Below are 23240 nucleotides of genomic sequence, written 5' to 3'. Positions count from 1 at the left end.
GGGTTCGCCGACCCCGAAGGGCGTTCGGTAGGCAGGGCGTACAAAACGCCCAGTCGCGTCAACTGACGGCGAGGACCACATCAAAGCCCTACCCTCAACGAGCGAGCCTGTTAGTGCGAGCGAAGTAAGGTAGGGTCGGTTACTAACTACCCTCATTCGTCGAGCGAGTACTTCGCATATATAAAGGCTCCAACGGCAGTCAGAAACCAGATCGGCGCACCGACGCGGACTGCGAAGCTCACGCGGGCACCCCATGTCGGCAGTTCGACCAGCACTGAGAGTCCAGCGACGAGGGGTGCGCCGACGAGGATGGTGACGACAAACGTGACCTGCATCACCCAGCCGAAGTCGACGCCGTCCGGATTGGTTGTCTGTACGGGATCTACCACAGATCCAACTCTGCGTTCGAGCGTTAATGTGTGACGGTTCCGGATCGAACGATTTTATCGGTTCACGGCGTTAGTATCGAATATGACTACGACCAGTGGGCTCGCCGACCGAGAGACGCCCATTACGATGCTGACGGCCTATGACGCCGTGACTGCCCGTATCGTCGACGATGCCGGTATCGACATTATTCTCGTCGGCGATAGCATGGGAACCGAGGTGCTGGGCTACGACTCGACGCTTCCCGTGACAGTCGACGACGTACTGAGTCGCACCGCGTCAGTCGTCCGTGGAAGCGCCGAGGCGCTCGTCGTCGCCGACATGCCGTTTCTCTCGGTCGGCGTCAACGAGAGCGAGACGATCCGAAACGCGGGCCGAATGCTCAAAGACGCCGGCGCGGATGCCGTCAAACTCGAAAGCGGCCCGCATACGGTCGAACTCACCGAACAGCTCACCCAACTCGGCATTCCGGTGATGGCACATCTCGGACTCACGCCACAGCACGTCAACCAGCTCGGCGGCTACAGCAGGCAGGGCACGACGACCGAGGCAGCCCAAGATATTCTTCGTCTCGCACGCGCACACGAGGAAGCCGGAGCCTTCTCGCTCGTGCTTGAACACGTCCCGTCGAACGTCGCCAATCAGGTGACCAACGCGCTCGATATCCCGACGATCGGAATCGGCGCGGGCGTCGAGTGCGACGGACAGGTGCTCGTCAGTACGGACGTGATGGGTCTCTCTGAGCGCCAACCCCCGTTCGCCGACTCGTTCGGTGACGTGTCGACCGCGATGACCGAGGCCGTCGAAAGCTACAAATCAGCGGTTGAATCCGGTGAGTTCCCGGCGGCCGAACACAGTCATATCGAAGAGCGCGTCGACGATCTTCAGTAACCCACGCCGTCGAGTCGATCGAGAAACATCGCAATCGCTCCGGTCACTGCTGCCGGTTGTTCGAGCATCGCGAGGTGGCCAGCGTTTTTAATGCGGGCAAGCGAGCAGTTTGGGAGTTCGCTCGCGAGAAATTCGTGGTACTCGAACGGCGTGAGTCGATCGTGTTCGCCGACGAGTGCGGTCACTGGCAGGCTGATCTCACCGAGTCGACCGCGAAGGTCGATCCGATTGCAGGTTTGAAAATCCCGTACGGTGACCGATTGTCCGGTCTCGGTCATCATGGCTTTCGATTCGGCGTTGGGTCGCTCATCTGAGCCGTAAGATAGCCTTTCGTTTTCGTGAAGGTAGTCGACTGCCTTCTCGAAATCGGTCTCCAACAGCCTCAACAACCCCGAGACGACCGCCAGTTTGGCGCCCGTCCCAAGCAGAACGAGCCCGTCGAGATCGAGGTCTCGTTCGAGTGTCGCCCAAAGTACGACGGCCCCACCGAGCGAGTGGCCGACGAGAACCGACGTTTCGGTCTCCTCGACAACTGCCGCGAGATCGTCCGTGTAGGCTGATAGCGTCTCGTAGCCCGGATCGGCGTCGACGTCGTCACTTGCGCCGTGACCGCTGAGGTCGACGGCCGCAACCGGGCACTGGTCGGCCAGTCGGAACTGTCGCTTCCAGACCGCATGTGACCCACCGCTGCCGTGGACGAATAGGAGGCCTCGGTCGGCACGGCCGCTCCGATCACTGTATCTGTACGCTGTCGACCGGCCGTGGTGGGAAACCGCCTCCATACCCTTTTTCCGTGCGAACCGGAGATAAATCGCCGGACCGTCCTCTCCACAAGAATGTATACTGAACGAGTACGTATCGTGAGGCCAAGTATCACACATCGCACGCGAAAACAGACTTGTTGTCTCTGGGGTCACTCTGTGATCTTCTGGCCGTTAGTGCCGTTCTGTGGTGTAGACCGCAAAACCACCATTCTACTCCGACCCGGCGCTGTATGGCGATTAATCACAGCAAGATTTATATACCTGGATAACTAACTGTGGGTTAGTACCATGAACCATCCACAGACAGCCGGTCATGACGACCGCTTCGTGCGGCGCTACGAGTACGATGACCACACCCTGCTCGCGGTCGACCTTCCGGTCGACGACGAGCAAGTAGACGTGGACGTCGTCGGCTCGACAGCGATTCTCGTCATCGATCACGGCGATCGTCTGAGCGAGACCGAGTTCGAACTGCCTGGGTCGAACCCAGATGTTACAATGCATAACGGCGTACTCACCATCACGGTGCCCAAATGAAGCTCACAGTCAAACCACTCAAACAGAAGGACGCCGGTCGGCGCCTCGCGGCGGTCGATCGGGTTGCAGCCGAGGAACTCGACCTCAGCGGCGGCGATTTCATTCGGCTCGACAGCGACGGGGGAACCGCCATTGCGCGGGTATGGCCCGGCTATCCCGAAGACGACAACACGGGAATCGTCCGGATCGACGGTCGACTCCGCCAGGAGGCGGGCGTCGGCATCGATGACAGAGTAACGATTGAAAAGGCGGAGGTCAATCCGGCCGAATCGATCACGATCGCGCTGCCCCAGCGGCTCGGCATTCGCGGGAACATCGACTCGCTGATCCGGCGCGAGTTGGGTGGTCAGCCCGTTACTGCGGGCCAGAACGTCCAACTCCCACTCGGATTCGGGTTTATGGGTGGTCAATCACAGGCCGTCCCGCTGAAGATCGCCTCGACCTCGCCTTCGGGAACGGTCGTGGTCACTGATTCGACGGAGGTCACCATCTCCGAGAAACCAGCCGAGCAGATCCGCGAGGCACCCAGCGGTGCCGCCGTCGGAGCGCCAGGTGGCTCGCCCGATATCGCCTACGAGGACATCGGCGGGCTCGACGACGAGCTCGAACAGGTTCGAGAGATGATCGAACTGCCGATGCGGCACCCTGAGCTGTTCAAGCGGCTCGGCATCGAACCGCCAAAGGGCGTACTGCTCCACGGCCCACCGGGAACCGGCAAGACGCTGATCGCCAAGGCGGTCGCCAACGAGATCGACGCCAGCTTCCACACGGTTTCGGGCCCCGAGATCATGTCGAAGTACTACGGCGAGTCCGAAGAACAGCTCCGTGACGTTTTCGAGGAGGCCTCCGAGGAGGCCCCCGCGATCATCTTCATGGACGAGCTGGACTCGATCGCGCCCAAACGCGAGGAGGCCGGTGGCGACGTCGAACGCCGCGTCGTCGCCCAGCTGCTGAGCCTCATGGACGGGCTCGAAGAGCGCGGCGAAGTTGTCGTGATCGGCGCGACCAACCGCGTCGACGCCATCGACCCCGCCCTGCGGCGCGGCGGGCGGTTCGACCGCGAGATCGAGATCGGCGTGCCGGACCGCGACGGCCGCAAGGAGATCCTGCAGGTCCACACGCGCAACATGCCGCTGGCCGAAGGGATCGACCTCGACGTCTACGCCGAGAACACCCACGGTTTCGTCGGCGCGGACCTCGAATCGCTGGCCAAGGAGTCGGCGATGCACGCACTGCGACGGATCCGCCCGCGGCTCGATCTCGAAAGCGACGAGATCGACGCCGACATCCTCGAATCGATCGAGGTGTTGGACTCGGATCTCAAGTCGGCCCTGAAGGGGATCGAACCCTCGGCGCTCCGTGAAGTGTTCGTCGAAGTGCCGGATGTCACGTGGGAGGACGTTGGTGGCCTCGAAGCCACGAAAGAACGGCTCCGCGAGACGATCCAGTGGCCCCTTGAATACCCCGAGGTGTTCGAGGAACTCGACATGGCCGCCGCGAAGGGTGTCATGCTCTACGGCCCACCGGGGACCGGCAAGACGCTGCTCGCCAAAGCGGTCGCCAACGAGGCCGAGTCGAACTTCATCTCGATCAAAGGCCCCGAACTGCTCAACAAGTTCGTGGGTGAAAGCGAGAAAGGAGTCCGCGAAGTCTTCAGCAAGGCCCGCGAGAACGCCCCAACCGTGGTGTTCTTCGACGAGATCGACTCGATCGCCGCCGAACGCGGCAGCCAGTCGACCGACTCCGGTGTCGGCGAACGGATGGTCAGCCAACTGTTGACCGAACTCGACGGGCTCGAATCCCTGGAGGACGTCGTGGTGATCGCCACCTCGAACCGGCCTGACCTGATCGATTCGGCGCTCCTGCGGCCCGGTCGACTGGACCGACACGTCCACGTGCCGGTGCCGGACGAAGAGGCCCGCCGGAAGATCTTCGAGGTCCACACCCAGCACAAGCCGCTGGCCGACGACGTGGATCTCGACAAACTGGCTCGCCGGACGGAGGGCTACGTCGGCGCGGATATCGAAGCGGTCTGCCGCGAGGCATCGATGGCCGCCAGCCGCGAGTTCATCGGGAGCGTCACCCGCGAGGAAGTCGCTGAATCGGTCGGCAACGTCCGCGTGACGATGGACCACTTCGACGACGCCCTCGATCAGGTCCAACCGAGCGTGACCCCCGAGACTCGAGAACGCTACGAGGAGATCGAACGCCGGTTCGGCCAGAACGAAGTCGACACCGACGAAGAACTCGGCACTGCGTTCCAGTAATCGCGACCACAAACCGCGACATTGGGCCGACTGCTCGGCTCCAACTCGCTTGAACGGTCGACGGGTTTTATTTTGCTACAGGTTGTCACAGTCAGTACCCCTACCTGCGTGTCACGCGACACGTCCCTCCGGCCAGCGTCGACTCGTCGGCTGCTGGCTCGTTTGTGATCAGTGAGCGGCGGCTGTGTTGACCGGCTAGCTTCCTCATCGACCCCCGACCGACGGCACCGTTCATCACCGTAAACCGATCCACACCCCTTTTGACTAATCACGCGAAAGCCACACCCAATGGACGACGATCTTCGCAACCGCGTGGAACAGGAAGCCGAGAAACACGCCCTGTTCAACGCGCTCAAACACGACAGCGACCCCGACGTAGGGGCCATCATGGGTCCACTGATGGGCGACAACCCCGATTTCCGACCGCACGGAAGCGAGGTGCCGGGCGTCGTCGGCCAGGTCGTCGGCCAAATCTCTGGGCTCGACCACGAGGCCCGCCGCGAGCGACTAGCTGAACTCGATCAGGAGTTGGTCGACGAACTCGACGCCGAAGACGAGGTCGACGAACACACGCTACCCGATCTCCCCAATGTAGGCGACTACGAGACGGTCCGACTCCGCGCCGCGCCGAACCCCAACGGCCCGTGGCATCTCGGTCACGCCCGCATGCCCTCGGTCATCGGGACTTACACCGACCGCTACGACGGCGAGTTCGTCGTCCGGTTCGACGACACCGACCCCGAAACCAAACGGCCCGATCTCGCGGCCTACGACGCCATTCTCGAAGACATCGAATATCTCGGCTTCGAGCCCGACGAAGTCTACCGCGCGTCGGATCGCGTCGAGACCTACTACGACCACGCCCGCGAACTCATCGAGATGGGCGAGGCCTACACCTGCGATCTGCCCGCCGAGGAGTTTTCGGCGCTCAAACGCGAGGGCACACCCTCGCCGAACCGCGACAAGGACCCCGAGAAAGTACTGGCGGAGTTTGAGGCGATGGTCGACGGCGAGTACCAGTCTGGAGAAATGGTCCTCCGCGTGAAGACTGATATCGAACACAAGAACCCCGCGCTGCGCGACTGGGTCGCCTTCCGGATGATCGACACGCCACACCCCCGCGAGGAGGCCGCCGAGTACCGCTGCTGGCCGATGCTCGATTTCCAGTCCGGTGTCGACGACCACCTCCTCGGCATCACCCACATCATTCGCGGCATCGATCTGCAGGACTCGGCCAAACGCCAGCAGTTCATCTACGACTACTTCGGTTGGGAGTATCCCGAGGTGCTCCACTGGGGCCACGTCCAGATCGACGCCTATGACATCAAGATCTCGACCTCCCGAATCAAGGAGCTGATCGACGCTGGCGACCTCGACGGCTGGGACGACCCACGCGCCCCTACGCTTCAGTCGGTCCGCCGCCGCGGGATTCGTGGCGAGGCAATCGTCGAGTCGATGACCGACCTCGGGATGTCGACCTCCGATGTCGATCTCGCCATGTCATCGATCTACGCCAACAACCGCGACTTGGTCGACGACGAGGCAAACCGCTACTTCCTCGTCCGCGACGGCCGGCGCGTTCCGGTCGTCGGCGACGCCAAGCCCGATGCCGGGCATCCACCACTGCATCCCAACCACGAGGATCGTGGAACGCGAGAGATCCCGGTCGACGACGCCGTCCTCGTCGAACCCGCTGACCTACCTGCTGAGGGCGACCGAATTTGGCTCAAAGGCTACGGCTGCGTACGCTACACCGACGGAGAATTCTTGGCGACTGGCGACGACATCTCAGCGGTCCGTGAGGAAGGCGTCGAGGTCATCCACTGGGTGCCAGCCGACGACACCGTTTCGGTTACCATGCGAACGCCCGACGGTGACGTGCCGGGCCACGCCGAACCGGCCTTCGCCGACACCGAGGTCGACGAGATCGTCCAGTTCGAACGGATCAGCTTCGTTCGAGTCGATGAGCATAAGAATAGAGAATCGACCACTTATTACACACACCCCTAATAAATCGTCGTCTGATCCGGATTGGAATAACACGTTTGTTTTATGTTATGGCGATGTCCTGAATAGTATCGCAAAAAGATTTATATGGCCATGCGTGTAGGTACCATACATGATGGAACAGGGCGACTCCCGTGATTCCGAAACGGCCACCGAAGCTCCGCGAATGAAAACACCGAAGAAAATGATATTCGAAACGGATCTATGGGTTGAGTGTCCAAAGGGCAAATAACGAGAGTCAGTTCGATGGCTCACGACAACGTGACTCCGTGTCGATCCTATTGTTTTTGTATTCGAGGGCTAACACGTCAAGTCAATGGGCTCGGTCGAAACGATCACTGAAGATACCTCGCTGATACTCGATCGATAGCGTCCGACAACCACTGGCGGCCAAACCGTCTCGGAGTCGCTCCGGCCAGAGATTCCAGGCGAGAAACCGGCGTTCGTCGTCGGCGGTCTGGATCGAAAAACCGCAGAGAAGATCATTAGCGGTGAGGCGGCGAGTCCGGATTTTGGTGACTCGGACTGATCAGCAAACGGGCTTGGGGTTGACGCCCATCGACTCCAGTGATTCGGTGTACTCCTTGTAGGCGGCCTGGATCGCCTCTCCTGCGGCCTCGCGGGCCCGGTCGATGTCCTGGTCTGTCTCACAGACCGACTCGATCAGCTTTGCAGTGCGGTCGAGTTGCTCGTCGACATCCGACCCGAGCTCCCGGAAGACGCTCGCGGTCCGGGGATCGGCATCACCGACGAAGTAGCCGGTGTACTGTTCTTTCGACTTCTTGGCGACGAGACAGCGTCCGACGAGCCCACCGACTCGCTCAACCGTCGACTCGAAGCCACGGAGCGTCGACTGGATCGCCGGAAGTGCCTCGGCATCGTCCACATTCGGCGCGTCGTCGAGTTTCGCGGCAACCGTCTCGTAGTGGTCGGCTTCCTGTTGTGCGAGGTCGCTAAACAGCCCAGCGGCCGTCTCGTTGGCTTCATTGTCGGCCCACAGTTCAAACGTTTCGCGGGCGGTGTCTTCGGCGATAGCTGCGGCCCGAAGCACGGTTTCGGCCTCGATCTCGCCGCCGGTTTCGGCGTAGAGGGCTTTCGAGGAGCCGAGTCGTGAGAGCGCGGTTTTGTTCTCGGTTCGGACACTGTCGACGAATTCGTCTGCGGTCATAGTCGACTCCATACGCCCGAGGCTCTTGAGTCCTCACGATTCGGCATGGACGCAGTTCGGACAGCGCAGTCGCTGGCAGGGGTAGCGCCGCAAAAAATATCCGAATCGAACCTTACTCTGCGCTGCCCTTTTCGATGGGTGCGCCGACGAGGTTCCCCCACTCGGTCCAGGAGCCGTCGTAGTTGATGGCGTCCTCGTAGCCGAGCAGTTCGTGAAGCGCGAACCAGGCGACCGACGAGCGCTCGCCGATGCGGCAGTAGGCAACGGTCGTCTCGTCGCCGTCGATGCCTTTGTCGGCGTACAGCTCTTTGATTTCGTCGGCCGATTTGAATGTGCCGTCCTCGTTGGTGACTGCAGCCCACGAGATGTTCTGTGCGCCGGGGACGTGGCCACCACGCTGGGCAGTCTCGTTGAGTCCTGGCGGTGCGAGAACTTTGCCCGAGAACTCCTCTGGGGAGCGAACGTCGACAAGCGGCAGGCCTTTGTCGATGGCGTTTTCGACGTCGTCGCGGTAGGCACGGATGGACTCGCGTGGACCGGAGGCGGTGTAGTCGACTGCCGAGAAGTCGGGTTCCTCGTCAGTCACTGGGTAGTCGTTGTCGAGCCAGTACTCGCGGCCGCCGTCGAGCAGTTTGACGTCGTCGTGGCCGTAGTATTTGAACTGCCAGTAGGTGTAGGCCGCAAACCAGTTGGCGTTGTCACCGTAGAGAACGACCGTCGAATCCTCGCTGATACCGTGGGAACCCAGCAGGTCCTCGAAGTCATCTTTGGTGAGGATGTCACGGGTGGTCTGGTCCTGCAGTTGGGACTCCCAGTTGAAGCCGATTGCACCGGGGGCGTGACTCTCATCGTAGGCCTCGGTGTCGACGTCAACTTCGACCAGGCGATAGTCGGAGTCGTCGCTCTGGAACTCATCAAGGTGGTCTTCGACCCACTCGGCCGAGACCAGCACGTCTTTTGCATACTCTGTGTCTGCCATACATCTTCAGGTTATCCCCCCACTGTCTTAGTAGTGACACTGACGGTGCTTTCAGCCGGTCCTGTGCGATTGCGGAGAGTATTGCCAGCGGTTGGAACGAATCGACTCTCGGAGATGAGTCATCGGCTCGAAAACAGACCGAGTGCGAACGACAGGATAGCAGCTCGCTAATTACTCTGCAACATTCTCCTGTATCGAAGAATCCCGGCCGTCATCGACAGCGACGCATGATTAAGGCTCCATGAGTCAGAGTTAGCTAGTATGTCTACAGACCTGCTTGTCGATCCGTCGTGGCTCGCAGACCGACTGGACGATCCCGCTGTTCGGATCGTCGACGTCCGCGAGGTCTGGGAGTACGAGTCGATCGGCCATCTTCCTGGGGCGGTCTCGATTCCCTTCGACAGCTACCGCAACAGTGAGTCGGCCGATCCGGGAACCCTCCCGGGTGCCGACGCCTTCGCCGACCTGCTCGGTACGGCCGGAATCAATCCCGAAGACACACTCGTCGCCTACGACGACACCCATGGCGTGTTCGCCGCCCGGTTCGTTCTCACCGCGTTGGTGTATGGCCACGAGGACGTCCGACTGCTCAATGGGGACTTCAGCGCCTGGCGGCGTGAGTACGAAGTCACCTCCGCAGTTCCGGATGTCGACCCGACTGAGTACAACGCCCAGGGACTGGTGGCTGAGGCTCCAATCGTCGATCGCGAGACTGTTGAAGCCGCCATCGAGGAGGGCGATACGACGCTGATAGACACCCGAGAGCAGTGGGAGTACGAAGAGGGCCATCTACCCGGCGCAGTTCGGCTCGATTGGATGGAACTGGTCGACGAAGAGACACGTGGCGTCAAATCCAGCGACGAAATCGTGCCCCTTCTGGCCGAACGTGGCATCGAAACCGACCGCTCGCGGCCGGTCATCCTCTACTGCAATACGTCGCGTCGACTCAGTCACACCTTCGTCGTGCTCCGGTCACTCGGCTTCGAACAGGTCGCGGTGTACGAAGGCAGTATGACCGAATGGAAGAACGCCAACGGCGCGCTTCAGACTGTCGAAACCGACGGGTAAGCCGCCTCCACTGCTGATAAGTGGTTCCTCCTCCGTTATTCGAAGCCACGGTCGACGCCATCGGCGTCAATGAGCTCGTCGAGTTCCATCGAGAGGAGTTCGTCGGCGTCTTCGAACGTCTCTGAGAGCTCGTCGAGTCGGCCCGGCCGGTCGCTAAGTTCGTACTCCATGGGGCCGAACGCCGGACTGTCGACGGCCTCCATCATGTCGGAAAAGAAATCATCACCGGTCGTCGGTGCTTCGGAGTGAACCTTGAGCGTTTCCTCGATCCGGGTGGCCATCGATTTCGCCTCGGATTCGTCTTCGGGTGGCCGCTGGACCGCAAACCGGCCGGTATCGTTCTCGCGACGTGGCAACAAGGGATCGAGTTCTTCGTCGACTCGGCGGGCGACTTGTGTGCCAACCCCGCGAAGTTCGTGTGGGTTCTTGGCGTACGTCTTGAGATGGTAGACGCCAGCGGCGGGATGACCCAAATACAGATCCTCGCCGACGCCACCACGGCGCTGTCCGGCGACCGCTCGCCAGCCCTCAGGGTCGCGGTCGGCACTGATCACGTCCGAGAGAATATCTTGCCAATCTCTGACACGCATACTCGTAGGTCGAGTCACCAACAGAATGAGCCTATCGGTCCGAGACAATGGCTACTCTGTGAAATACAGTTCTCGAACAACCATCCCCATCCCCGCGAGGAGCAACCCCACGGTGAGAACCGAGTCGTCGCCAGAGACGAACCGTTCTGTTCCCCAAAGAACCACCCCGAAATACAGCGCAACCCGGAACCGCCGACTGTCTATGGCCTCCCAAAACACACCATAGAAAACAAGCACTGAAACGTAGAGTGTGACGGCCACATCGGCAACCGTTGCTGGCGTTAGGCCCTCACTACTGATGAGCCTGAACGACGCAAACAGGGAGAATGCGATGAGAAACCCCACGACCGCTCTAATAAGCGGTTTTCCATAGGTTTCGTACCCGGTCGATTCACTCATTGCGAGACGTTTGTGCTCCGAGGACTTGCGTCCTCCGACTCGGTTGTCGGCCACCAACAGTGTTTTTCAGCCCCCAGCGCAGACAATGGGTAGTGACAGCGAGCCTCCGCGGAGAGATTGTCGCGATCGACGAGCCAACAACCGTCGAAACCGAGTACGGCGAGCGCAAACTCGCGGAGGTTCGACTCCGACCAACTGACGGCACCGAAACCAACGGTGAGACAGCACTTGAGGTGACTCTCTGGGCCAAATGGGCCGACACTGCCGACCACGCCGAACCCGGCATGGATCTGATCGTTACCGATCCTGAGGTCGACGCGTATGAGGGAACCGTGAGCTATGGAACCACGAAAGAGTCGTACGTCGTTCTCGAACCCGATTTCTTGGTCGACGTGACTGCCATCCGGTCGTGGGTTCAGTGTCCCCGGATGTACTATCTCAACAAGCTGTCGGCGATCCCACTTAATTATCCGGTCGTTAAAGGGACCATCGTCCACGACGTGTTCGGCGATCTGCTCCGGGGGCGGGATCTCGATGCGTCGATCCGCGACCGGGTCCAAGAGGCGGGGCTCGAACTCGGACTCCTTGGTCGCGAAATCGAGGAAGTCGAAGGCGAGGTCCGCGGGAACGCGGCGGCAATCGAAGGCTGGCTCGCCCAGGGAACGCTGACCGAAGAAGACGCCTGGCGTTCTGAGTACACACTCATCAGTCCAACTTTTGGGCTCAAGGGCCGGGCTGACGCGCTTCGACGGGGGATGCCGGTCGAACTCAAAACCGGGAAGAATACGAGCCGAGAGCCACGGTTCCAGGACAAGATTCAGGCAGCCTGCTATGCCCTGATGCTCGAAGAACGCGGCGTTTCGGTCGACACTGGAACCCTGTTGTATACGAAAAACACGACGCTCGAACGCACCGAGGAGTCCGGCGATCTCTCGCCCGCCAAGGAGTTCATGATGGGCAAGGGCCTGCTCGATTTCGTGGTCCGGAGCCGAAACGAACTCGCCGCACTCGAAGCTCGCCGCGAGGTGCCGACGGGGTACGAAGCCGATGCGAAATGCGAGTACTGTTTCGAAAAAGACACCTGCATGGTGGTTTCGGGCCGACTCGGACAGGAGTCGAAGGCAGGTGCAGTCGGCCGACCGATTCCCGACGACGAACAGGCCTACTTCGAACGGTTTTATCAGGCAATCGAGGCCGAACGTCGGTCGACCCACGACGAGTATCGGAAACTCTGGGAGCAGAGTGCCCGCGAGCGGGCCGACGACGACCGGGCGTTGATCGATCTCGAACCACTGGGTCAACGCGAGATCGACGGCAACCGCTGGGAGTTGCGCGCGCGCAAGCCACGCGAGGCCGTCTCGAAACTCCGTGAAGGCGATGTTGCGCTCGCCAGCGACGGCGATCCGGTGTCGGGTCATGCCGAACTCTGTCGGATCACCCAACTCGCCGAGGAGATCATCGTCACGACCGACGAGCCAGTCGATCTCCGTCGGCTCGACGTCTATCCCTCTGAAATCTCGGTCGACCGAATGCTGACCGCGCTCCACGATACCGTGCTCAAAAGTAGTGACGACCGCAAGGACGTCCTCTTTGGCCGCCGAGAGCCCGAATTCAGCGAGGAGACAGCGACGTTTATCGACAACAATGACGGCCAGAACCAGGCGGTCACTCTGGGCGTCAACGCCCGGGACTGTGCGCTGATTCACGGGCCACCTGGGACGGGGAAAACGTACACCATCGCGCGGTTGATCCGCGCGCTCGCCGACCGCGGCGACCGCGTTCTCCTTACGGCTTTTACGAACCGGGCGGTCGACAACGCGCTCGAAGCCCTCCGTGATCAGGGATTCGAGGATATCTGCCGAGTGGGAACAGACACCGGTATTCGCGAGGATATGCTCGATGTACAGTTGGAGACGCGGGGCGAGCCCACCGAGCGGGCCGCGGAACTCCGAAACGCGCCGGTCGTCGCGGCGACGACCGCGAGCTGTGGTTCACGCGTGATGCGCGAGCAGTCGTTCGACATTGCATTGGTCGACGAGGCCTCCCAACTCACCGAGCCGAGCGCGATGGCCGCGCTCAATCTCGCTGATCGGTTTGTCCTGGTCGGCGATCACGAACAGCTGCCGCCGGTCGTCCAGGCAGCCGAAACTGGCGAGGAGTCGAGCGAGGACAACCCTCTCACCACGTCGCTGTTCGAGCGACTGATCGAGCAGTATCCCGACGCGGCCGTTATGCTCACCAGACAGTACCGGATGTGCCAGCGGATTCAGGCGTTTTCCTCGGCCGAATTTTACGACGGTGCGCTCCGACCCGCGACAGGGGAGGTCGCCGCCCAGTCGCTCTCGGAACTCTGCGATCCGGCGCTGCTTCCGGCCGAACTCAAGGATGCGGTCGCGTTTGTCGACCCCGGTGGTACGCGAGTTGGCAATACGAACCCGACCGAGGCCGACCGGGTCGCCGAAATCGTCGACCACTATATCGAGGCTGGTATCGACCCCGATGCGATTGGCGTGATCGCACCGTTTCGAGCCCAGGTCGCCGAAATAACTCGGCGAGTCGATGTGACCGTCGACACGGTCGACCGGTTTCAGGGGTCGAGCAAGGAGATCATCGTCCTCTCGTTCGTGGCCACCGGCCGACTCGACGGCCCGCTGTTCGAAGACCACCGCCGGATCAACGTCGCGCTCACGCGGGCGAAAAAAGGGCTCGTACTCGTCGGCGACCGCGGGGCGCTCGCGGCCGATCCGTTCTACCGTCGACTGCTCGACTGGGCGGATCGCTAACGGCTCACTGTCGCATCTGTTCAACGAAACCGGATTCATTCGCTGAACTACACTTTTCGGCGTTGTCGGCGTGGGTGTGGGTATGAGTAGCGAACAGGAAACACGCAGTTCGAAAGAGATCTCACGGGAGTCGGGACAGATCGGCGTCCGCGAGCTATCGGTTGCCAGCCTTTCCGGTCTCACCGGGATGATTGCCATGCAGCCGATTTTCGGTGTCGCAACGGTGTTAGGAGTGCTCGATCCAGTCGCGTTTTCGGGGTTTGCGAACATCGTCGGCTACGGCCTGAACTTCTGGGGTGGCGTCGCGATTTTCGTTCTCGGTGGAATCACGGTTCTCCCGCTGTTGTTTATCACGCTCGGCAACTATCTCCCGCCTGCGGGGAGCGTCCCGCTTCGCGGCGTGACCTACGGAACGATCATTTGGACGGGGTTCGCACTCGCGTTTTACACCGATCAGTCGGGCGTATCACTCGTGATCTATCTGCTAATGACGCTCGTTAACCACTGGGTGTACGGAGCGGTGCTCGGAACGGTGTACACTCAGTTCGCTTCCATCGCGGCCTATGAGGTCTGAACCCACAGTAGGCACAACCTACTAGCCGGATGCGCCCTCGAAACGGTAAGCAAGACGGGCTGGTCGTTGAGTGCTGTCGGTGCAGGTGGCCCATACTATCTGGAAAACAAGACTGTTGCGCAGACCGATTGGTCGCGCTGTACGGTATGTAAATTGGTTCTATCTGGGCTCTTACTACACTCAGATACTCGTAGATATATAGTATACTAACTCAAGCAAACATTATTTCGAAACAATTGGTCAGAAATGTTATGTGTGTAACTCGGTCCTAACGGGATATGGCAAAAGGCCATTCGGACGACCTCGGGCAGAAAGGACAGCTTAACAGACGGGATGTCATGCGGCTCGGCGGAGCAGCGGTCGCCGCCGCAGCACTCGGCAGCGTCGGGGCGACATCGGCCGTCGTCGCCGAGCCAGAGACAGTGGTCGACCTTGGCGAAGAAGGGCTCAGCGAGGGCGAACTTATCGATCCGTATCTCGACGAGTTCGTCGACGACGGCGTCGAGGTCCGAGTTCCAGAAGGCGAGTACGACTGGGAAGGTGAGGGCTTCACCGGCGCAGTACGTGATGCCGCGATCGTCGGCCAGGGCGAGGTCATCCTCAACAACACCGGTGGGAACTGGTACCAGGTGGTCAAGGCCAGAGGAGGGACCGTGGAGATCCGGAACTTCACGGTTCGAGGCGAGGCAACGGACGAGAACACACGGTTCCGACTCGACGCCGAATCCGACGGACGGATCGTCGTCGATAACTTGAACTTCCCCGATGGGTCCGAAAGCGGCGCGGAGGCGAAAGCGTTCTACGTCCCACGGGACCACGCGGGCGTCATCGAGATCCGGAACTGCTACTACGCGGGGTTCGACGACAACGGGATCTACGCGAGCTCGCCCGGCTACGACGACGGCAACGACGGGCAGGTCATCATCGAGAACTGCACGTCGCGCAACAACAACATCGCCGGGATGCGCATCGGCTCCTCCGAGAGCGTCATCCGCAACTGTCTGATCATCAACGACGACGAGGCCCCGTCGTCGCCCAGCGGCGCACAGAACCAACGCGGTATCCGCGTCCGTACACCGGGTGACGACCTGGTGATCGAGGACACCGAGATCATCCACTCCTACGAGGGTGCCACCGTCCCGATCCAGCTCCACGGGGGTGCAGCGGGCGGCTCCGGGACGATCAACAACGTCCGCATCCTGAACAACACCGGCAGCGATGCCATCTCGGATCAGGAGGACAACACCGCCGAAAACTGGACCGGCACGAACATCCAGATCACCGGCGACGGCGACCTCGATTACCCCTCGAACTTCGAGGCGACCACCGGCAGCGACGCCGAGGAGCCCACCGGCGAGGACCCCCAAGAGGACTCCTCGTCCGACTCCGATTCGGACTCTGATTCGGACTCCGATGACAGTTCGGGATCCGACGGTTCAGACGGCCTCGACCGACTGCTGATTATGGCCGACGAATCCGACGGCGCAAGCTACGAGTTCACCGCGACCGGTGAAATCGCGCCGCTCTACGATCTCGACCAGTACAACGCGAACGACGATTCGGTCGGCGAAAGCGCCGCCGAGAACGATGACGGCACGTGGACGGCCACGGGTCAGCTCTCGGGGGCCAGCACCAGCGGTGATTCGTTCGAGTTCGACGGCGACATCGTCGAGATGTCGGTCGAAGGCGCACGAGATGCGATCACCTTCTACCTCAACGACGAGGAGATTTCGGAAGACGACCTCGTCGTCGAGCAGTCCGACGACGAGAAGTCCGAGGACGACGAAACGTCGGATGCTGACGATTCGACCGATGACAGCGCCGATGACGGCAAACTCGGCAACGTCCTGTTGATCGACGGCACCGCCTCCGACGATCTCGCGCAGTACAAGGTCACCGTCAGCGGGTCGATCGAGCGGAGTGACTCGCTGAGCTCGGTCGTCGACGGCGGTAGTCCGTGGGACGAGATCGAAGACGACGTCGGTGAGTCGAGCGCTACGGGAATCGTCGCCAAAGGGCTCGATGGCTACCGATTTTCGGGCGAACTCGTCAGCTTCCAGGTGAAAGGCCACGTCGATCTCGTGCTCGAACAGGCCGAGAAATAGAACAATGGTCTCATACAGTGACTGGGAGTCGCTTTCAGCCGACCCGGATCCAGCGACGGATCTGGGATACGCTGGCACTGAATGGGACGTGGTTCGGACGACGCAGAAGGGCGGATCGCATCTGCTCTTCTTACCACAAGAAGAATACCTCCTCAAGCAGGAGGCGTTCGTGATCGCTACCGAATCGGCGGTCGTCGACATCGCCGACTATCGGTAACGGTCGACAATCCATACCTCGTAATTCTTTAGATTCAGTGCTTTTGTCTATCAGGCGCTATCGCTGCAGTAGAGATACCGGGACAGCACTGGCCCCCGAAGCGCTCATCATTGCCCTCCATCCTTGACGCTCCCCCTCACCGCTTAGTTTCGGCGGTTGCGGGACGCCCGGTGTCTCTGTTCTCCGTTCAATCAACTACCCTTTCGGCTACTACCGTCGGTGAGTCACTGTTATTTCGTACGGAAGTGTCGGATGCTGGTGTTGGCCGGCCACCGCGTCGTCGTCGATAACTGTCGCTTCAATCGGAGCGATTTCGGCGTCTCGGTCGGTGGGATACCAGGGTCTCCCCGTTGAGACAACCACAAACCGAGCGTTCCGATCACCGACCCAGCCGAACGTCTCGCTCGGCGTTCCCCACACCGACAGTCCTACGGTCTCGTCGAGCCATTCGATGAGCGAAGACGGATCGGGTGCCGGTAGGCCGAGTTCGGTCACGCCGTCGACGATCGGCCCCTCGTCGGCACTTCGGGTGGCGTCACCGTCATAACAGAGCCCTTCGAGAACGTTCAGCTCGGGATCATCGAAATAGACCGCCGTGGCCGCCAGAAACTCGAACCATCGACTCGCCTGGTTTTCGATGGGGAGTATCGTCGTTCGGTCGACCAGTCGGTCGAGTGCTGCCTCGGCGGCGATACGCAGACGAACCGCCAGATGTGTCGGCGGTGGCTCGGCCCGCGTTTCGAACTGAAGCGCCGTTTCGCCAAGCCGGACCGTTGAAGCGGAATTCGTAGGCTCGGGTCCGTTCTCGCGGTCGACACCGAACAGCGAGGCGTACCAGGCTGCCTGCAAGTGTGGGTCGGCTGCCGGAATCTGCACACGTTCGAACTGCATTTATAAAGAGACGGGTCGCCAGCGGCTTGTAACTGGTGGGCAGTCAACGCAGCCTGCTGTGGACCACAGACTATCCCGAATCGACAGTCTCGACAGAAGACGTTTCAGCCCCGTCGATTTCGGACAGCACGCGCTCGTGGAACTCCTGAAGTACGGCGCTTTCCTCGTCGGCAAGCACCACGTCGCTTGCCATCAGCGTCGCCAGCCCGAACGCCCGCGGGCTCGGCGAGTCGAACGTGTGAGTGTCGATCTCGATCTCACCGGCTGAAACCGCCAGTAGGAACTCCCTAACGCCGTTAATGTTCAGTTTATCCTCCATGATCTCCCGGTAGGTCTCTTCGATCACGGCGAACGAATCGAGTTCTTGGGCGAACGACAGCAGCATCTCGCTCGAAACCTGCTGTTGGGCGGCGGATTTCTCGTAGCCCTTGTAGCGTTTGAGGATCATCAGCGACCGTGTCGCGTTGATTCGGAAATACCGCTGGAGGAGGTCAGTGTCATCGAGAGCCGCTCGAAGGTCGGTGACGACCGACTCGGGATTAAGTGATCGAATAATGCCCGCGACGTCGACCTTTCGGTTCAGCGGCATCCCGATCGAAAACCCGTTGTCGGCGACCGCGACCTGGACGTTCGCCGTCGCGTGTTGGGCACAGTGGTAGGCGACGAGCCGCGAAAGGCCGTCGTTGAATGCCCGGCCGTAGTTCGAATGAATATAAAAGCGGCGGCGGTACTCAGTGCGGTCGATCTCGACTTCGATCACGAGCCGTTCGTCGGTGCTCACTGACCGCTCGCCGAGATACTTGCGCTGTTGATCGAACAGCTGACTGATTGCTCGAACGCAGTTCTCGTCAATCGGGAACTCCCGAAGCCACGTTCGAACCCCGGCAACGCCGCCCGACGCCAGTCGGTCGACGAGTTCGGTCTGGAACTCGACGATCGCCCGACCCATATCGTACGATAGCGGGAGCCGTTCGGAGAACCACGATGGAACTGTCGGCCGGCCAGACGTCGGGTCGACGTACACCTTCGAGCCACGCCGGTAGGCGTACTCGAAGTTCCGTCCACCGAGAACGAACACGTCGCCCGGATCGAGCGTGTCGAGATACCCCTCGTCGAGGGTTCCGACCCACTCCTTGCTACTTCGTGTGTGGACCGCACAGCTAAACGAGTCGGGGATCGTTCCGATGTTCGTCATATAGATAACGCGGGCGAGTCGGCCGCGTTTGCCGATCAGCGGTTCACCGACATCGAACTCCGGGTAGTGGTACTCGCCATCGGGTGGATCGTTGGTGTCACGCCAGATCTTCGCGTACACGTGTCTCTGTTCGAGCCCGGCGTAGTCGGCGGTTAGATACCGCATCAACCGTTCCCACTCGGTCGAATCGAAATTACGGTATGGGTACGCTCGCCGGAGAACCGCGTTGAGATCCGCTTCCCGCCAAATCCGATTGATCGCCATCCCATAGACGTGCTGGGCGGCGACATCGGCCGCGTTTTCGGGGATGAACACCCGGTCGACGAAACCCGATTCAGTTTTTGCGAGCATCACCGCACACTCGACGAGTTCGTCGCGGTCCAACGCGATGACTCGCCCGGTCACGGTTTGACCGAGCTGGTGGCCCGCCCGGCCGACACGCTGGAGCAGTGAGGCCACCGATTTCGGCGAGCCTACCTGGACCACCAGATCGATGTCGGGCATATCGATTCCGAGTTCGAGGCTCGTCGACGTCGTGACGACGTCGAGTTCACCGGCTTTCAGTCCTTCTTCGACCGCGGTCCGCCGCTCTTTGGAGAGACTTCCGTGGTGACAGCCGGAGTTAGCCTCACCATACTGGTCGGGAAACCGCTCACGGAGCGTCTGGAGAACGCGTTCAGCACCTGACCGCGTGTTGGTAAATACGAGCGTGTTGGTGTGGGCAGCGATGAGTTCATCGAGCCGTTTATAAAATCGCTCCTGAACCTCGGCTCTCGGCGTGTTGATCAGGTCGTCGGTGGGGCATTCGAGCTTGACGTCGAGTTCGCGGACAAACCGGCTGTCGACGAGTTCGTACTCCCGTGGTGGGCCACCCGGCGACTGACGTCCGACGAGGAACTCGGCGACCGTCGACAACGGCTCGACAGTTGCCGAACAACCGATGCGGGTCGGTGAGTTTTCGGCCATCGCTTCGAGCCGTTCGAGCGAGACCGCGAGATGCGTGCCGCGTTTGTTTTCGGCCAGGCTGTGGATTTCGTCGACAATTACGTACTCGACGGTTTCGAGTTTTCGCTTGAACTTCGGGGAGTTCAGCAGAATTGCTAGCGTCTCAGGGGTGGTGTTGAGGATATGTGGCGTTTCGTGTAACATCCGCTGGCGGGCGGCAGAATCAGTATCGCCGTGGCGGATCGCGTGTCTGAGTTCGGCGTCCACGCCCTTGTCGATTAGTCGCTCGGTAATCCCTTCGAGAGGGACGGTCAGGTTTCGGTGGATGTCGTTGGCCAACGATTTGACGGGCGAAATATAGAGACAGTACACCGAGTTGTCGAGACCATCCCCCTGTTTGTCCTGTCGGAACAGTTCGTTAATAATCGCCGCAAACGAAGCCAGCGTCTTTCCGGAGCCGGTTGGCGCACAGATGAGGGCGTTAGTTCGGCTGTGAATGTGGGGGATCGCACCGCGTTGCGGTGGTGTGAAAAAGCCGCCGTTGTCTCCGACGAACGTGCCAAACTCCTCAACCCACCACTCGCGGACGGCTGGCTTGAAGAGATCGAGCACGTCGTCGTCCTGAATGTCGACGGTCTCAGGGTCGAATGGGTAGTCGACGTCAGTTGCTGCCGCACAGAGGATTTCACGGCCGGAGCGGGCCATCTAATCGATGTTACCGCCGCCGTCGTAAGTCGGTTGTGTTGAGAGTGACCCGAACGGCTTTGCGGCATCGCCCCTAGCGCTCGGACATGCATGTGACGTTTCTCGGGACCGGGAGCGCAATGCCAGCTGGCGACCGAGCCCAGACCGGGCTCTTGCTGTCGAGCGGTAGGCGGTCCCTACTGGTGGACTGTGGCTGTGGTGTGCTCCTCCGACTCGCTAACACAGCAGTCGGTTACGAGGGTGTCGCAAGCGTTCTTCTCACCCACCACCATCTCGATCACGTCGCCGATCTCCTCGGCCTGGTGAAAGCCCGATGGCTCGCTGGCGAGGAGCACCTCGAAATCGTCGGTCCGACGGGGACAAAACGGCTGGTGGACGGCCTGCTGTCGGTTCACTCGTATCTCGATGGCCGGATCGATCTCACGATCCGGGAGGTGACTGCTGGCCGACCCTTCGAGCTGGCGGGCTTTCACGTCGAGGGCCACGAGGTACGCCACTCGATGGATGGCCTCGCCTACCGGTTCACTGAGGCGGTTGATGAAAACGCGGTGTTCGCGTTCAGTGGGGATACCGAGGCGTTCGCCGGGCTTGCACGGTTCGTCGACGGCTGCCAGGTGGTCGCCCACGACTGTTCGTTTCCCGATTCTGTCGACGTGTCAGGTCATCCGACACCTACTCAACTCGGCCGTGTGCTGAGGGATTGCGAGGTCGACCGACTGTATCTCACGCACCTGTATCCACACACCGACGGCAAGCACGAGGAAATGCGCCAAGCGATCACCGCGGGCGGATTTGCTGGTGATGTCAGAATCGCCCGCGACGGGCTACGGGTCGAGCTTTAAAAATAGTCGACGGTCACTGGCTCGCGAAAAGCAAACGGTTAACCTATGCCTACTGTGAATAGGATTACTCTAACAGCCCGATATCCCGTGCAACGAGGTCCTGTATCTGCGATTTGAGCACGGGGTCGACCTCTGCGTGTTCCTCGCCATCGTGTCGGTTCTCGTTGTGGGTTTCGAGCTGGTTGGCAACCTCCGAGAGCGGAACGGTGGTCTCGGTCCCGCAGGCCTCACAGACGATTGGAATATCCGGGTCGTCGGTGGTCTCTGTCATACGGTCCACTCTTGGTACAGACTCAAAACCGGTCCGGTTTCAGCACACGCTGACCATCGACTCCCCGTTGCGGACTCTCGATTCGGTTCTCCGACGTATTCGCCAGTGTTATTCGTCAGTTATATTAGGCGTCTTCTACTGTGTTCAGTCGATGATCACAGTTGTACTCGGTAGACAGTGTCGACGGATAGCTGATCGAAACCAGTGTATAATCGATCCATCGAGACGAAAGGGGGTGTAATCGAGTGGTTTCACAGACGCTAGCGATCGCGTCGACCGTGGTTACGTTGGCGCTCGTTACGCTGGCTGGGCTTTGGTATGCCCGTGGGCGCGTCGACTCCGTTGAGAACCTACTGACAGCACGGAACTCGACGGGGACCGCTACGACGACCGCGACGCTCATCGCGTCGACGATGGGTGCGTGGATTCTGTTCAGTCCCGCCGAAGCGGGGGCCGCTTTCGGTGGGCTCGCTGCGATTTTCGGCTACGCCATCGGAAGCGCGATTCCGCTCTTGTTGTTCGTTCCGGTCGGCGCTCGCATCCGCGAACTGATGCCGACGGGCCACTCGCTGACGGAGTTCGTGCTGGTTCGATTCGGGCCCGTGATGTACGTCTTCGTGCTCGCGGTCTCGGTGTTCTACATGTTCATATTCCTCGCTGCAGAAATGACAGCGATTGCAGGCTCGCTCGAACTCGTCGCTGGCGTTCCACCCTGGCAGACCGCGACCGCCGTCGGCTTCTTTGTGCTCATATATACTGCTTACGGTGGACTGGTTGCGAGTATTTTCACCGATACCGTCCAGACGCTCTGCATTCTCCCCCTGCTGGCAGTTGGCTTCGGGGCAGCTGTCGTCTCGCTCGGTGGGGCTGGCGAGATCCACGCCACCGCGCTCGCCACCGATCCAAGCCTCCTTGATCCCGGCTTTCGGCCCGGCCTCGAGTTCGGACTCTATGTCGTTTTCGCTATTTTGGGCGCAAATATGCTGAATCAGGGGATCTGGCAGCGGGTGTATGCGGCGGACAGTGAGTCGACACTCACCCGGTCATTTTCGCTCGCCGCACTGACGGTCGTTCCGATGGTCCTGCTCGCGGGGCTGTTCGGCGTCGTCGCCTCCGGACTCAACCTCGTGACAGCCGAAACCCAGAGTGTCGCCTTCTTCCTCGTTGTTACCGAAGTTCTACCGGAGTCGGTCGCGTTCGTGGTCGTTCTGTTGGTGGTGCTACTCGTCATGAGTTCGGCCGACACGATGTTGAACGCGATTTCGAGTCTCGTGACTGTCGACATCGCCCGACTAGGTGCGGTCGACGACGAACGCTCGCTACGAGTGATTGGTCGTTCGGTCACCGTTCTCGTCGCCGTTGGTGCGGTCGTCATTGGCGCACAGGGCTATAGCGTCCTCCAGCTGTTTTTGACCGCCGACCTGCTGGCGGCAGCGGTGTTCGTCCCGCTGATATGGGGGCTCTATGCGCCGAGTCTGACCGAGGCCGGAGCCCTGCTGTCGAGTCTCGCTGGACTGGTAGTAGGCATGAGTGGTCAGCGTAACTTTTGAATATCGGTGAGGAACTTTTTGATCCAACCATTCGCAAATCCAAGACGTTGAGAGAGATCTAAGAATGTGTCAGTGACAAACTGTTTGAAATGCTCTTGATTCTCG

Annotated in this window: 20 protein-coding genes; 11 read left to right on the top strand and 9 right to left on the bottom strand. The window is 60.6% G+C overall.

From position 1 onward, the window contains the following. Nucleotides 1-152 precede the first annotated feature (152 nt). On the bottom strand, nt 153-389 hold the full coding sequence (locus O2S87_RS13320; RefSeq protein WP_475409279.1) for a DUF5822 domain-containing protein: 237 nt from the start codon (nt 387-389) through the stop codon (nt 153-155). An 82-nt stretch (nt 390-471) separates the two neighbouring features. Here O2S87_RS13320 and panB point away from each other — a divergent pair, with 82 nt between their 5' ends. Further along, nucleotides 472-1278 carry a 3-methyl-2-oxobutanoate hydroxymethyltransferase gene (gene panB / locus O2S87_RS13315; protein ID WP_475409278.1) on the top strand — a complete coding sequence of 269 codons (807 nt, stop codon included), beginning with the start codon at nt 472-474 and terminating at the stop codon, nt 1276-1278. Here the strand turns inward: panB and O2S87_RS13310 are convergent. Continuing rightward, nucleotides 1272-2060 carry an alpha/beta fold hydrolase gene (locus tag O2S87_RS13310; RefSeq protein ID WP_475409277.1) on the bottom strand — a complete coding sequence of 263 codons (789 nt, stop codon included), beginning with the start codon at nt 2058-2060 and terminating at the stop codon, nt 1272-1274. The genes panB and O2S87_RS13310 overlap by 7 nt on opposite strands. A gap of 270 nt (nt 2061-2330) precedes the next feature. On the opposite strand from O2S87_RS13310, the gene O2S87_RS13305 reads away from it, so the two are divergent. From O2S87_RS13305 to O2S87_RS13295, 3 genes are all read left to right on the top strand, one after another. Further along, nucleotides 2331-2579, top strand: coding sequence for a DUF7127 family protein (locus tag O2S87_RS13305; protein ID WP_475409276.1), 249 nt, complete (start codon nt 2331-2333; stop codon nt 2577-2579). After that, nucleotides 2576-4846, top strand: a complete 2271-nt coding sequence (locus O2S87_RS13300; RefSeq protein ID WP_475409275.1) for a CDC48 family AAA ATPase — start codon at nt 2576-2578, stop codon at nt 4844-4846. Before O2S87_RS13305 ends, O2S87_RS13300 begins: the two co-directional genes overlap by 4 nt. 288 nt (nt 4847-5134) lie before the next feature. Next, a complete protein-coding gene (locus tag O2S87_RS13295; protein WP_475409274.1) occupies nt 5135-6856 on the top strand; it encodes a glutamate--tRNA ligase in 1722 nt (573 codons plus the stop codon). Between the two features lie 526 nt (nt 6857-7382). On the opposite strand, the gene O2S87_RS13290 is transcribed toward O2S87_RS13295, so the two are convergent. Continuing rightward, on the bottom strand, nt 7383-8021 hold the full coding sequence (locus O2S87_RS13290; protein ID WP_475409273.1) for a rubrerythrin family protein: 639 nt from the start codon (nt 8019-8021) through the stop codon (nt 7383-7385). A 112-nt stretch (nt 8022-8133) separates the two neighbouring features. Continuing rightward, nucleotides 8134-9000 carry a sulfurtransferase gene (locus O2S87_RS13285; RefSeq protein ID WP_475409272.1) on the bottom strand — a complete coding sequence of 289 codons (867 nt, stop codon included), beginning with the start codon at nt 8998-9000 and terminating at the stop codon, nt 8134-8136. A 261-nt stretch (nt 9001-9261) separates the two neighbouring features. Between O2S87_RS13285 and O2S87_RS13280 the strand changes: the two genes are divergently transcribed. After that, the gene (locus O2S87_RS13280; protein WP_475409271.1) at nt 9262-10068 is read left to right on the top strand and encodes a sulfurtransferase; all 807 of its coding nucleotides are present in this window, start codon (nt 9262-9264) and stop codon (nt 10066-10068) included. 35 nt (nt 10069-10103) lie between these two features. Here O2S87_RS13280 and O2S87_RS13275 read toward each other — a convergent pair whose 3' ends face one another. Continuing rightward, nucleotides 10104-10658: a hypothetical protein gene (locus tag O2S87_RS13275; RefSeq protein ID WP_475409270.1), complete on the bottom strand. Its 555-nt coding sequence runs from the start codon at nt 10656-10658 to the stop codon at nt 10104-10106. A gap of 51 nt (nt 10659-10709) precedes the next feature. Then, the gene (locus O2S87_RS13270) at nt 10710-11057 is read right to left on the bottom strand and encodes a hypothetical protein (protein WP_475409269.1); all 348 of its coding nucleotides are present in this window, start codon (nt 11055-11057) and stop codon (nt 10710-10712) included. 92 nt (nt 11058-11149) lie between these two features. Between O2S87_RS13270 and O2S87_RS13265 the strand changes: the two genes are divergently transcribed. From O2S87_RS13265 to O2S87_RS13250, 4 genes are all read left to right on the top strand, one after another. Then, entirely contained in the window at nt 11150-13840 is a 2691-nt protein-coding gene (locus O2S87_RS13265; protein WP_475409268.1) for an AAA domain-containing protein, read from the top strand. An 82-nt stretch (nt 13841-13922) separates the two neighbouring features. Further along, complete coding sequence (locus O2S87_RS13260; RefSeq protein WP_475409267.1) at nt 13923-14414, top strand: DUF6789 family protein; 492 nt, start codon at nt 13923-13925, stop codon at nt 14412-14414. Between the two features lie 278 nt (nt 14415-14692). Continuing rightward, the gene (locus O2S87_RS13255) at nt 14693-16519 is read left to right on the top strand and encodes a right-handed parallel beta-helix repeat-containing protein (protein ID WP_475409266.1); all 1827 of its coding nucleotides are present in this window, start codon (nt 14693-14695) and stop codon (nt 16517-16519) included. 4 nt (nt 16520-16523) lie between these two features. Next, nucleotides 16524-16736 (top strand): hypothetical protein, encoded by a 213-nt coding sequence (locus O2S87_RS13250; protein ID WP_475409265.1) that lies wholly within the window; start codon nt 16524-16526, stop codon nt 16734-16736. A 210-nt stretch (nt 16737-16946) separates the two neighbouring features. Here the strand turns inward: O2S87_RS13250 and O2S87_RS13245 are convergent, their stop codons facing one another. Together O2S87_RS13245 and O2S87_RS13240 are read right to left on the bottom strand one after the other, a co-directional pair. Continuing rightward, nucleotides 16947-17627, bottom strand: a complete 681-nt coding sequence (locus O2S87_RS13245) for a VOC family protein (RefSeq protein ID WP_475409264.1) — start codon at nt 17625-17627, stop codon at nt 16947-16949. A 70-nt stretch (nt 17628-17697) separates the two neighbouring features. Next, nucleotides 17698-20472: an ATP-dependent helicase gene (locus O2S87_RS13240; protein ID WP_475409263.1), complete on the bottom strand. Its 2775-nt coding sequence runs from the start codon at nt 20470-20472 to the stop codon at nt 17698-17700. A gap of 86 nt (nt 20473-20558) precedes the next feature. On the opposite strand from O2S87_RS13240, the gene O2S87_RS13235 reads away from it, so the two are divergent. After that, entirely contained in the window at nt 20559-21314 is a 756-nt protein-coding gene (locus O2S87_RS13235; RefSeq protein WP_475409262.1) for an MBL fold metallo-hydrolase, read from the top strand. A 64-nt stretch (nt 21315-21378) separates the two neighbouring features. Here the strand turns inward: O2S87_RS13235 and O2S87_RS13230 are convergent, their stop codons facing one another. Next, nucleotides 21379-21585, bottom strand: a complete 207-nt coding sequence (locus O2S87_RS13230; protein ID WP_475409261.1) for a DUF8149 family protein — start codon at nt 21583-21585, stop codon at nt 21379-21381. A gap of 245 nt (nt 21586-21830) precedes the next feature. On the opposite strand from O2S87_RS13230, the gene O2S87_RS13225 reads away from it, so the two are divergent. Next, the gene (locus O2S87_RS13225; RefSeq protein ID WP_475409260.1) at nt 21831-23135 is read left to right on the top strand and encodes a sodium:solute symporter family transporter; all 1305 of its coding nucleotides are present in this window, start codon (nt 21831-21833) and stop codon (nt 23133-23135) included. Nucleotides 23136-23240 lie beyond the last annotated feature (105 nt).

It is taken from the genome of Halohasta sp. A2, from assembly GCF_056175805.1.
Note: the sequence above shows the minus strand (reverse complement) of the source record. Positions and strands in the feature narration are given on the sequence as shown.

Coding starts and splice junctions, on each gene's coding strand:
- panB (WP_475409278.1), top strand. CDS start 472: ATGACTACGACCAGTGGGCTCGCCGACCGAGAGACGCCCATTACGATG.
- O2S87_RS13310 (WP_475409277.1), bottom strand. CDS start 2,060: ATGGAGGCGGTTTCCCACCACGGCCGGTCGACAGCGTACAGATACAGT.
- O2S87_RS13305 (WP_475409276.1), top strand. CDS start 2,331: ATGAACCATCCACAGACAGCCGGTCATGACGACCGCTTCGTGCGGCGC.
- O2S87_RS13300 (WP_475409275.1), top strand. CDS start 2,576: ATGAAGCTCACAGTCAAACCACTCAAACAGAAGGACGCCGGTCGGCGC.
- O2S87_RS13295 (WP_475409274.1), top strand. CDS start 5,135: ATGGACGACGATCTTCGCAACCGCGTGGAACAGGAAGCCGAGAAACAC.
- O2S87_RS13290 (WP_475409273.1), bottom strand. CDS start 8,021: ATGACCGCAGACGAATTCGTCGACAGTGTCCGAACCGAGAACAAAACC.
- O2S87_RS13285 (WP_475409272.1), bottom strand. CDS start 9,000: ATGGCAGACACAGAGTATGCAAAAGACGTGCTGGTCTCGGCCGAGTGG.
- O2S87_RS13280 (WP_475409271.1), top strand. CDS start 9,262: ATGTCTACAGACCTGCTTGTCGATCCGTCGTGGCTCGCAGACCGACTG.
- O2S87_RS13275 (WP_475409270.1), bottom strand. CDS start 10,658: ATGCGTGTCAGAGATTGGCAAGATATTCTCTCGGACGTGATCAGTGCC.
- O2S87_RS13270 (WP_475409269.1), bottom strand. CDS start 11,057: ATGAGTGAATCGACCGGGTACGAAACCTATGGAAAACCGCTTATTAGA.
- O2S87_RS13260 (WP_475409267.1), top strand. CDS start 13,923: ATGAGTAGCGAACAGGAAACACGCAGTTCGAAAGAGATCTCACGGGAG.
- O2S87_RS13255 (WP_475409266.1), top strand. CDS start 14,693: ATGGCAAAAGGCCATTCGGACGACCTCGGGCAGAAAGGACAGCTTAAC.
- O2S87_RS13250 (WP_475409265.1), top strand. CDS start 16,524: ATGGTCTCATACAGTGACTGGGAGTCGCTTTCAGCCGACCCGGATCCA.
- O2S87_RS13245 (WP_475409264.1), bottom strand. CDS start 17,627: ATGCAGTTCGAACGTGTGCAGATTCCGGCAGCCGACCCACACTTGCAG.
- O2S87_RS13240 (WP_475409263.1), bottom strand. CDS start 20,472: ATGGCCCGCTCCGGCCGTGAAATCCTCTGTGCGGCAGCAACTGACGTC.
- O2S87_RS13235 (WP_475409262.1), top strand. CDS start 20,559: ATGCATGTGACGTTTCTCGGGACCGGGAGCGCAATGCCAGCTGGCGAC.
- O2S87_RS13230 (WP_475409261.1), bottom strand. CDS start 21,585: ATGACAGAGACCACCGACGACCCGGATATTCCAATCGTCTGTGAGGCC.